This is a genomic window from Actinoalloteichus sp. AHMU CJ021, from assembly GCF_002895405.1.
Lineage (GTDB): Bacteria > Actinomycetota > Actinomycetes > Mycobacteriales > Pseudonocardiaceae > Actinoalloteichus_B > Actinoalloteichus_B caeruleus.
Map to the genome: position 1 here is coordinate 6753174 of NZ_CP025990.1, position 11063 is coordinate 6764236.

Annotated in this window: 9 protein-coding genes; all 9 read right to left on the reverse strand. The window is 71.8% G+C overall.

The annotated features are described in order from the left end of the window. Positions 1-19 precede the first annotated feature (19 nt). The 9 genes from C1701_RS26720 to eccD all read right to left on the reverse strand — a co-directional run bounded on the left by C1701_RS26720 (position 20) and on the right by eccD (position 11045). Positions 20-370: a hypothetical protein gene (locus C1701_RS26720; protein ID WP_030107301.1), complete on the reverse strand. Its 351-nt coding sequence runs from the start codon at positions 368-370 to the stop codon at positions 20-22. Positions 371-489: 119 nt separating this feature from the next. Continuing rightward, complete coding sequence (locus tag C1701_RS26725; protein ID WP_030107302.1) at positions 490-972, reverse strand: YbaB/EbfC family nucleoid-associated protein; 483 nt, start codon at positions 970-972, stop codon at positions 490-492. Between the two features lie 49 nt (positions 973-1021). Then, positions 1022-2845 (reverse strand): WXG100 family type VII secretion target, encoded by a 1824-nt coding sequence (locus C1701_RS26730; RefSeq protein WP_026420311.1) that lies wholly within the window; start codon positions 2843-2845, stop codon positions 1022-1024. Between the two features lie 62 nt (positions 2846-2907). Next, a complete protein-coding gene (locus tag C1701_RS28055) occupies positions 2908-6123 on the reverse strand; it encodes a hypothetical protein (protein WP_337662020.1) in 3216 nt (1071 codons plus the stop codon). Positions 6124-6270: 147 nt separating this feature from the next. After that, a complete protein-coding gene (locus C1701_RS26740; protein ID WP_103056896.1) occupies positions 6271-7194 on the reverse strand; it encodes a hypothetical protein in 924 nt (307 codons plus the stop codon). A gap of 98 nt (positions 7195-7292) precedes the next feature. Next, complete coding sequence (locus tag C1701_RS26745) at positions 7293-7580, reverse strand: WXG100 family type VII secretion target (RefSeq protein ID WP_026420308.1); 288 nt, start codon at positions 7578-7580, stop codon at positions 7293-7295. A gap of 53 nt (positions 7581-7633) precedes the next feature. Further along, positions 7634-7963: a WXG100 family type VII secretion target gene (locus C1701_RS26750; RefSeq protein ID WP_026420307.1), complete on the reverse strand. Its 330-nt coding sequence runs from the start codon at positions 7961-7963 to the stop codon at positions 7634-7636. Between the two features lie 151 nt (positions 7964-8114). Beyond that, positions 8115-9566, reverse strand: coding sequence for a type VII secretion protein EccB (eccB, locus tag C1701_RS26755; RefSeq protein ID WP_051314308.1), 1452 nt, complete (start codon positions 9564-9566; stop codon positions 8115-8117). An 81-nt stretch (positions 9567-9647) separates the two neighbouring features. Next, entirely contained in the window at positions 9648-11045 is a 1398-nt protein-coding gene (gene eccD / locus C1701_RS26760) for a type VII secretion integral membrane protein EccD (protein WP_026420306.1), read from the reverse strand. Positions 11046-11063 lie beyond the last annotated feature (18 nt).

An 11063-nucleotide genomic window follows, 5' to 3' on the forward strand; every position in this document is an offset into this window, starting at 1 on the left:
GTCTCACCCAGTTCCGTACTCAGCCCGAGGTGTCGGGCCGACCCCTGCGGAGATGGTCGATGGCGGAGCCGAGGTCCTGCGCCCCCTCGCTGTCGATCTGCATGAACAACTCGACCACCTCGGGCACGAAACCCGACATGTTCGCGCAGATCTCGTAGACGTCCTCCAGGCTCTGGACCTGCCCGTCAGCGGGTTCGACGTACTTGTTCGCGAACGCCTTCCCGATGTCGTCGGTGCTCCAGCAGCCGTCGTTGGCGTCGAGGACCTGGCAGAGCTCGCGCCACGCTGCACCGAAGTCCTCGATGGCCTCCCGGTCCTCCTTGTTGTGGATGAACACCTCGGTGGTGTCCACTGAGGTCTCGTCGGCCACGCCGCTCTCCTTCCTCTCGGGCCCCCTCCAGGGGGGACCCGGTGTCCTGGGGGGACACGCGGTGGTCTCGGGTCAACGAAGGGGGAGGCCGCCGGGGTCAGGGGCGGCCCCCAGGGCGGTCAGCGGTCGTGGTCCCAGCCGTCGTCCTGGGGACGCGGCTTCTTCAGCTCGGGTTTCTGCGTGGTGGCGCCCTGGTCGGCGATGATCGGGTCGAGGATGCCCTGGAGCAGTTCGCCGAAGTCGCTGCGCCCCGAGGCGAAGTCCTCGAAGTCCACGTTGGGGACCGGGGACCCGCCCATCAGCTCACCCATCGACTTGAGGTGCTCCGAGTTCGCCTTCCGCAACGTCTTGGTGAGGACCTCGGCCAGTTCCTTGGGCGTCATCTTGCGGTACTGGGTCGTGTTCACCTTGATCTCGCGCAGCTGGCCGTTGCCGTCGAGGGTCACGGTGAGCATCTTGTTGTCGGAGTCGACCGTCGTCGACGCCTTGGAGATGTCCTCCTGGAGCTTGATCAGCCGCGCCTGCTGCTTCTCGAACTCCGCGAGGGCTCCGGCGACGTCGGGCAGGCCTTGGCCGCTGAACGGGTTAAAGCCGGCGGTCATGTCAGGTCCTCCTGCTGGATGTTGCTGTCGGGGACGGTGGGGCGGGCTGTCAGTCCCGGCCGATCACTCCGGCGGAACCCTCCCGGGCGACCGACCACGAGTCGGACTCGGTGTAGGGAGCGTCTCGCAGCCGGTCCTCCTCCTGTTGGCCGGCACCCGCGCCCATTCCTCCCATCGGCATGAACGGAGCTCTGGAGTCTCCCGAACCCCCCGGGGTCACGACGCCAGGGGTCCCCATCCCCATGTCGAACCCGAAGACGCCGCCCGGGGTGGACACCGGCAACCGCCCGGGCGTCCCGCCGGGCAGTGGCGCTCCGCCGAGGGGCTGCCCCGGGACCGCGCTTCCTGGCGTCCCGCCTGGCACCGGCGGAACCGCACCGGGCGGGATCGCCCCTGGCGGCACCGCGCTGCCCGGCGAGACCACACCGGACGGCGGGATGCCCCCGGGTGTGGCGCCGAGGACCGGCAGCCCCGGGGTGACCTTGCCTGGTGGGAGCGCACCCGGGGGCGTCACCCCGCCGGGGGTCTGCCCGAACTGGGGGTTCTGGACGGGCACCGACCCGGGCCCACTGCCCGGCGGCAGGGTGTTCAGCGGAGGCTGCCCCGCTGGCGGTCGGCCACCCGACGGGTTCGTCGGCGACGGGTTGTGCCCCGGCGGGTTGCCCGGGCGGTCCCCGGACTGGTTGGAGACGGGCGGCACGACCGGGTTCACCGGCTGCGGGAACCGGGGCACGTTGGTGCCGACGCCGCCGGGCACTCCGATGCCCGCCACCGGCACCCGTCCACCCGCCTCGACCCCGACCGGGACGTTCGACACCGGTGCGACGGGCGCCACCGGTGCCCCGGGCGCGGCGGGGACCACGGGGGCGTGTCCGACGGTCTGCACCGCCTGCGCGTCCAGACCGACCGTGACATCACCCGGAGTGGACCACTGGCCGTCCTCCCCCGACTGCCCGTACTGCCCAGGCTGGCCGGCGCGGTCGCCGACACCGCCGACGACGCCGACGCCGGCGGGGCGCGCCACCGAGTTGACCCCGTACTTCTCGTCACCGACGGGCTGCGACGACGCGGCCGGCTGCCCCAGGACACCCATGCGTTGCTGGACCGCCCCGTAGGGGGCGGCACCGGCCACGGCGGCCGGCGCTCCCGCGTACGGGGTCACCTCCTGCTGCTCGGGAGCGGCCAGCCCGGTCGGGGAGAGCGGAACGCCGTTCGCCGGGGCGCCGAGCACCGACATCGGGGCGGAGGCCGTGGTGACCCCGACCTGGGTCACGCGGGTCATGGGCGCGTTGGCCCGCACCCGAGCATCGGCCGCGGTCACCTCGGGAAGCTGCCGCAGGGTGGCACTGGTCTGGTTGTAGTCGGCGGACAGCCGGTGGAGCACATGCGCCGCCTGCTCGTCCTTGACCCTGGCGGCGTGTTCCGCCCGCGCGGCGTTGGCGTGCGCGGCGTCCTCCGCCGGCATGTCGGTGGGCAGCGGGTCCATCTGGACCGTCGACTGCTGGATGTCCTTCAGCTGCCGCTGTGCCCGCACCAGGGCGTCCCCGGCCTCCCTGGTGCGGGAGGAGTAACTCGGCGTGCTCAGGGTGTCGGTCACCTGGACGACGACGTTGTCCGTCCTCGTCCTCCGCTCGGACAACCTGTCCTTGGCCGAACCGCCCTGCCAGACCTCGTCGAGCCGGTTCCAGTGTCGACGTACCTCGTCCAACACCCCGTTGAGCCGGGTGACGATGCCGTCGAAGCTGTCCGCGGCGCGGTAGAACCGGTCGGGGTCGGCGGCCGCGAGCGCCGCCACGGCGCCCTCCAGCGTCGGTGGAACGCCCCCGAAGTCGCCCGGGTCGGGCGGCTGGGTGGTGTCGGAGACCAGCTCCATCCGTGATCCTCCTCGTGCTCACACCTGACGTGTCATCGCCGTACCCGCGCTGGCCGGCCCGCTCATTCGCGTCCCACCACCGGGGAGATGGAACGGTCGTCGGACCATTCCTCGTCGTCCGCCCCGATCCAGGCCTCGCGTTCCCGCTTCTGGTTCTGCCCACCCGCGCCGGCCGCCGCCATGCCGGGGGACATCGGGGGCATCATCGGCATCCCGTGCCCGCCCGGTCCGCCGGCCGACTGGGTCGCGGGCACGGACACCGAGGACACCGACTGGGGCATCGTCGCTCCGGGCGGTGCCACGTTGAAGGACGGGGTCCTCGTCATGGCGGCCGGGTCCATGGCCGGCAGTGTCCTCGGTGCGCCCACGCCCACCCCGGGGTCGACGCCACCGCCACCGCCACCGCCGATGGAGCCGAGGTCCGGCACGCCGCCACCGGCACCTCCGCCAGCACCGATCGACTCCAGATCCGGCGCCCCACCGCCACCGGCGCCGCCACCGGAGAGGAAGGACTCCAGGTCACTGGTGGCCGCCTTGGCCTCGGTGGCGGCGTCGCGCCACGAGTCGGTGTCACCCTCACGCGACAGCAGACCGGACAGGCTCTCCCGCCCCTCGGACAGCGACTGGCGAGCGTCCTCGATGGCCTGCCGGGCCTCCTCGGGGAGGGCGCTGGTGTCGATCCCGGCGAGCCGGTCCTCCGCGTCCCGGAATCCGCCGTCGGCGGATTCCAGGCCCTGCCGCGCGAGGTCGGGGTCGCCGTCGAGGTTGATCTCGCCGAGGCCGGCGACGGCTTCCTCCGCCATCCGCCTGGCGTCGTCGACCGCCTGGCGCGACGCCTCCGACATCCCGTCGGTCTCGATGTCGCCGAGACGTCCTCGGGCGTTGTCGAAGTCGCGCTGCGCGTCGTTGAGGTCGGCGGGCAACAGCTGTGGCTGGCCGGGGAGCGGAACGTCGGTGAGGCTGTCCATGCTCTCGCCGAGCTTGTCGCGGACGTCCTCGATGGCCTGCCGCTCGGCGTCGGACATGTCGCTCATGTCCATGCCCGCCAGCAGGTCGTCGGCGGCTTCGAAACCTGACCTGGCCTGTTCGAGTGCCTCGCTGACCTCGGCGGGGTCGCCGGTGAGGTCGATGCCCTCCAGCCCGGCCATGGCCTCCTCCGCGGCGCGGCGGGCACCGTCGACCGCGTCCTGGGAGCCGTCGGGGAGGCCGCCGGGGGTGGAGGAACCGATCTGACCGAGTTCGTCCAGTGCGTCCTGGGCCTGTCGGGCGGCGTCGTCGACGGCGCGTTCGCCCTCGCTGACCGAGGGGTCGAGGGCGTTCCTGGCCTCGTCGAGGCTGCCGAGGCCGTCGCTGAGGCGGTCCCTGGCGTCCTCGATGGCCTGCCGTTCCTGGGGGGACATCCCGCTGGTGTCGATGCCCTCCAGTTGGTCCTGGGCCTCGCGGAATCCGGCCTCGGCGTCGTCGATCGCCTGTCGGGCGGCTCCCGGGTCGAAACTCCCGTCCTCGCCGATGCCGAGGCCGCCCCCGTTGACCAGGTCGTCGAGGCCGTCGATGGCCTCCTGGCCGGCCCGCTTCGCGTCCTCGATGGCGCGGCGCGACTCGGGGTCCCGGTCGCCGGATCCAGGCGCCCCGCCGCCGGGCACGCCACCGCCTGGGACGCCACCGCCGATGCCGTCGAGACCGCCGCCGCCGATCTCGTTGAGGCCGTCGATGGCCTCCTGACCGGCCCGCTTCGCGTCCTCGACGGCCTGCCGGGCCGCCTCACCGGCGCCGTTGTCCCCACCGCCGGCGGAGTCCCCGCCGCCACCGGTCCCCTCGGAACCGCCGCCGCCGAAGCCGGGCACGCCGCCGCCGATCGGGGCGCCACCGCCGCCCTCGCCGGGCGCGTCGCCACCGATGCCGTCCAGACCACCGCCGCCGATCTCGTTCAGGCCGTCGATGGCCTCCTGACCGGCTGCCTTGGCGTCCTCGACGGCCTGCCGCGCTGCCTCGCCGGCTGCCGAGTCGCCGCCACCGCCGGCACCCTCGCCACCGCCGCCGACGCCCTCCTCGCCACCGACGCCTTCCTCGCCACCGATGCCCTCGCCGATGTCGAGGCCGCCGGGGGAGCCACCGGGGGAGCCGCCACCCGCGCCCTCACCGGCCGAGTCGAGGCTCGGCGCGCTGTTCCCGATCTCGTTGAGGCCGTCGATGGCGTCCTGTCCCGCCGCCTTCGCGTCCTCGACGGCCTGCTGCGCCTCCTCGCCGGCGCCACCCACGTCCAGACCGCCGGGCGTCTCGCCTCCGGCCGGGTCGCCGGCGCCGCCACCGCCCACGCCGGGCGCGCCGCCGCCGATGCCCTCGCCGTTCTCCCCGAGGGCCTCCTCCCCCAGCTCACCGGGAGTGGTGGCCAGCCCCTCGGTGTCCAGCCCCGGTACCGCTTCACCCGGTGCGAGCTGCCCGGCCTCCGATGGGATCTCGCCCCCGAACCCCTCCTCCGCGGGGACGCCGGGGATGTTCTCCTGGGGGATCTGGTCCGGCAGCTGCTCCCCTGGCATCCCCTGGCCGTTGCCCGGAACCCCGGGCGGGTTTCCGACAGTCTCGACGGGCGGTGGCTGGAAGACCGCGCCGGCGGAGGACACCGGCGTGTCCAACGCCTTGCCGAGGGAGTCCTTCAGGGAGTCACCGACCGGCAGGTACACCTCGTCGGAGAGGTGTTGCATGGCCTCGCGGGCCTTCTTCAGCCGCTCCTTGCCCATCTCGGCGGCCACCTTGCCGAGCCCGAAGAGCATCATCGCCGTGGCGGGGCTGAAGAACATCACGCCGACACCCGCCGAGATGAGCTGCGCGGCAGACTTGTAGAAGCCCTGCGCCGCCTCGACCTCGTCGAGGATCGTGTCCCTGGCTTCCTGTGCCCGGTCCCCGACGTCGACGAAGATGCCGTACCCGCCGGAGTTGCCGCCCCCGCCGTCCTCGCCCCGGATGGGGTGTTGGTCGAAGTGGCTGGGCGAGAGCGCGTTCACCACCCGCCCCGAGATCCGCAGCAGTTCGCCGACGTAGTTCTGGAACGACTCGGCGGCCGCGCCCTCGAAGATCCCGTCCTCGTCGAGCTTCTTCGCCTGCGACTTGATCGAGTCGAGGGTGGTGTCGAGGTTCTGCGCGATGTTGGGGAATACCTCACCGGCGTGCCGCAGCGTGGGGGGTTCGATGGTCCTGGCGGTCTCGACCAGCCATTCCATCGACGAGTCGGCATAGCTGGTGGACGGCCGGTCGTTCTCGCCGTTCAAACGATCGGACATCGGTGTTCTCCCTCGTGGGGCGTGGGCGGAGGGCGGCGAAGGCCACCGGCGGCATCGGGTCCCCCTGCGTTCCCCGAGGCGCGGGGGAACGCGGGAGGCTCGGTGATCTGTCGGTGTGCCCGCCGTGCGGCGCGGGCACTGCTGGGCCTACGCGTCGTGGTCGAGCCTCTCGGCCGGGATCGCGGGCTCCGCCGGGATGAACCGCGGCTCCAACGGGGTCAGCCCGCGCTCGACGGGCAGTGCCGGCGCGTTCATCGGCTCCAACGGGGTGTACGCGCGCTCGACGGGCAGCATCGGCGCGTTCATCGGCTCCAACGGCGCGTACGCGGGCTCCAGCGGGATCGCCGGGATGACCGGTGTGACCGGGATGACCGGCATGACCGGGAGCGCCGGAGTCGCCGGGTAACCGTGGTTGACCGGGTAACCGTAGTTGGCGGGGATGCTCTGCGACTCGTAGGTGACCGGCTGCGCCGGGTACCCCCCGTGCTGCGACGGGTAGGTCGGCTGCTGCGTCCCGTACTGGTAGTTCGCTGGGACGTTCTGCGACTCGTAGGTGAGCGGCTGGCCGACGTACCCACCGTTGGGCGCCTGGTAGGTCGGGTCCTGGCCGGGATACCCGCTGTTGGCCGGCGTGTACTGCGACGGCGGGGGCGCGTACCCGTGTTGCTGCCCCGGGTAGGGGTAGTCCGAGGGCATGTACTCGGGATCGCCCGGCACGGGCTCGGGAGGCTGGAGCGCCATGTCGCTCACGAGGCCGTCGATCTGGGAGGTCACCCTGGCGAGCTCGGCGGCGTTGGTCTCGTCGACGTCCTCGAAGAGGCCGGCGATCTCCTCAAGGTTGTCCCCGATGTAGGTGACGACCTTCTTGAGGTCCAGCAGGTGCTGGCGGAGCTCCTCCTTGCGGTTCCCGACGACGTCCTCGAGGAAGTGACCGGCCGCCAGGTTGCCGGGCCGGATCTCGATGGACAGGAGTTCCGACATCATCTCGTCGAAGTTCGGCAGGAGGTTCTTGAGCGCGGCGGCCGCGTTCCGGACCTCGTCCGGGTCCATGGCCGTGTTGGAGTGGGACATGGTTGGCGACTCCAGAGGATCAGTGGCGGTGGACCGCCTCGGAACCGACACGCGGGAAAGCGGAACCCATCAACGGCGGGTTCCGCTTTCCCAGGGCCTCAGAAACCGCCGGCCGACGAGCGGTCCTGACGCTGGAGGCTGTCAGCGGCGCTCTCGATGGAGGTGGCGGCGTTGTTCAACGTCATGTTCGCCGAGTCGAACGCCTGCGTCACCAGCTTCGACTTCGAGCCGTAGGCCGTCGCGGCCTCACCGTCGAAGGAGGCGAGCTGCCGCTGGGTGTCGCTGCGCAGCCCGTCCACCGAAGCCTGGATGCCCCTGGCCGAGTTCCGCATGATGTTGATGCCCTCGGCGATCTTCGGGTAGACGTAGTTGATGTTCTCGCTCATGTCGCTCCGTTCGGAAGACTGGGTCGTGCGAGGGACGTACGGAAGTCAGGAACTCAGAGCATCCCGGCGTACGGGTTGCCCTGGTTCCCGACGTTCATGAGGTCCTGTCCGGACGTCTCGTCGGTGCTCTCGAGCTTGTTCGCGGAGTTCCGCACCTGCTCGGCCATCTCACGGAGCTTCTGCTCGATCCTCGCGAACTCGCCGTCCCACTGCTCGTGAACCCTCTTGAGCGTGTTGATCAGAGCGCCGCTGTTCCCGGAGACCAGCGCCGACACCTCACCCTGAACCCGCTGGCGCTCGCGGTTCAGCGAGTCCGCCTCGCTGTCGTGCCGGCCCGCGGTGGCGCGGAGCTCTGCGGGAGTCAAACGTGTCTGCTGGGACATCTCACCCTCACCGTCGGCATAGGAAAACACGGGACGCATCGACAACCACGGAACCGCGGTTTCACCGATGCTGACAGAAGTAAGCACATCACTGATTCCGAGTGCGTTCCGACCGGAACGCATCCCCCTGGCACTGTCGCAGGGGTATCCCTCAGTTGTCCCCCTCGGACTGGGGCGGCACGGGTTGACGCGGCCGAATGGCCTGTTCCGGATCGAGCACCGGCCCCGTCGGCAGGGCGGCGAGCAGCTCGCCAGGGACGGGCACCGACCGGCTTCCCCCGTACCCGAGGGTCGCCGCCACCTGGGTGGAGGCCAGCGGGTACTTCACCCCGAGGTCGGTGACGAGGTAGTGGGTTCCGCCGTCCACCCCGGGCGCCGGCAGATCCCGCACCAGGACCCCGCTGTTCGGGGGCACGAGAACCCGGTCGGCGCTACCGGCCTCGGTACCGCGCGCCGGGCTCACCGGTCCGTCGACGGTGTCGCGGTCCACCATGCTCACCGCGATGTCGGGTCCGTCGGTGGAGCCGAGGGTGAAGCGCACGCACGGCCGGACGCTCGCCGATCCGTCCAGGTCGACCAGGGTCGGCGGGGTGTTCGGGTGGTCGGTACCGGCGATCGGGGCCGAGGAACGCGGCGCTCCGGCGAGGGCTTCCGGACCGATCGCGATCGGGCGGACACCGCCGGCCGGGTAGGCGGTCGCGGTGGCCGGGGAGGCCAGGGCGAGGCTCGCCATCGTCGGGCTCACCGCCGCCAGGCCGTCCCGCCGCAGCACGTAGAACTCGGTGGCGTCGATCACCGGGTTGTCCACCTGGTAGATCTGGCCGACCACGCCAGGGCTGTTCCCGATGGGCGCGGTCGGCTCGCCGATGCCCTCGACCTCGGGAGGACCGAGGTCCGGCCCGGTGGGCAACGCGTTGATCCAGCTGGTGGTGACCCGGAGCGGGGTGACGGTGTCGTACCCGAGAGCGGCGGCGATGGTGCCGTCCGGGAAACGGTACTTGCGGCCCTGCCACACCAGGTGCGTCTGGTCGTCCGGGCCGACGACGAGCAGACCCTCGCCGTCAGCGAGGGTGATGCCACCGGGACCGGCGACCAGCAGGGTGGTGGCGGGGCGGTCCTGGCCGGCCTCGTCGGTGGTGGTGGAGGCGCAGGACAGCCACGGGCCGTCCGTCATGTCCGCCGCCGCCGGCAACGAGTCCGGCGCGTTGGGTATGCCGATGGGCACCCCGCGCGGCACGCCCTCCAACGACCGCTGGGACACCTGCGACACCTGCCCCCGCGCGTCGTTGACGGCGAGCCGGGCCGAGGCGTAGTTCAGGACGGGGTGCAGGAGCCCGTCCAGGTACAGGTACCGGGCGCCGGTCTCCTCCTCGACGATGATCGTGCCGGCGGCACGCCACGAGTCGTTGCCACTGGGCACGATCAGCCCGTACACCCCGAAGCCCGCGCTGATCAGGGCGGCCAGCAGCACACCGCCGAAGAAGCCGGTGCCGAAGCGGCGGTGCGGCGGGGCCGGTTCGTCGGTTCTGGCCCGCATCAGCGCGGACACCAGCCGGCCCACGACGAAGAAGTAGGCTTGGACCTGGTCGCGCCGCGACTGCACGGCCCCTCCTTGTTCCCGGGTGGACTGCTGATTCGGTGGGCCGTCGCGGCGACCGCGACGGCCGGTGGGGCGGGCGGGCGCTCAGCCCGCGAGCCCCCGCATGATCCCGTACACGTCGAGCATCGCCAACAGCAGTGGCGCCACCGCCGCCGCGCACAACGTCTCCAGGATGTCCACGGTCCGCCCCCAGTAGGGCGGCGGCCGGTAGCCGGGCATCTTCGCGCTACCGGCGAGCAACGCCACGGCGAGGACCATCACGCCGCCGAACACCCAGGCGAGCCGTTCGAGCAGGGCCTGATCGGCGGCGAAGGCGACCACGACGGCGGCCAGGCCATAGCCGCCGGCCGCCAGCAGGGACCACCGGTGGCGACCGGCGTCGAGGTGCCGGGAGCGCAGCACCAGCAGCAGCCCCACCACGGCGGCGGTGATCAGCGCCCAACCCGAACCGTTCCAGACCAGCGCCGTCAGCAACGCGGCCTCGATCACCGAGAACACCAGGTACAACGTCGTCATGTACCTGTCGGTGGCCAGGGCGCCGTCGATGACGGACTGGAACGGGGTGGGTTCGATGTCCTCGTTCAGTTCCTCCGGCGCGGTGGGCAGGGTGGGCAGCCCCAGCCGGCCGAGGCGGAAGGACATGCTCGGCACGAAGTTCTGCGCGACGAGGGTCACCACCAGCACGATCCCGGCCGCCCCTGACACGCCGAGGGTGTCACTGCCGGCGAGCAGCGCCGTCGCGAGGGTGAACACCGAGAGCACGAGCCCACCGGTGAAGACCAGCGCGGCGTCGGCGACGCCGACCAGCCCGAGCACCAGGGCCGCCGCGCCGGCCGCCGAGGCGCAGACGGCGCTGACGGTCGCGGTCGTCGAATCGGAGAACACCAGCGGGAACAGCCAGCCGAACCCGGCCGCGTAGCCGAAGCCGGCGACGGCCAGCACGGCGCCGGTCACCGTGTCCCGCACGGACCTGGACACCACGGCGGCGGCGACCAGCAGCACCGCGGCGATCCCGCCCATCACCGAGACCCGGGGCACCACCGGGCCGGGCACCAGGAGGACCAGGAGGCCGAGCAGCAGGGTGGCGCCGGCGAAGCCGAGCAGCATGTTGCGGGTGGCACGGGGTTTCCACCGGTCCCGACGCATCCGGGACTGGTCGGCGACCCCGGCCACGAGGTCGTCGAAGTCGATGGCGGGGAGCCCGTCGGTGCGAGGGCGCAGGTGCACGGTCTCCCCGTCGACCAGGCCGAGTTCTCCGGGGGTGTACTCCTCGTCGAACGGTGGCTGCCCCAACCGCTGGAGCACGAACCCCTCATGTTCGACGGCCTCGTCGGCCAGGTCTCCGCCGGCCTGCCGGAGGATCGCCGGCAGCAGGTCGACCAGGGGGACATCGCTGGGCAACGCCAGATCAACGGCGTTGTCCCCGATCACCAACCGAAGTCGGCAGAGTTGACTTGTGGCATCCTTGGACGCGTCATCCACGTGGTGTTGAGTTCCTCA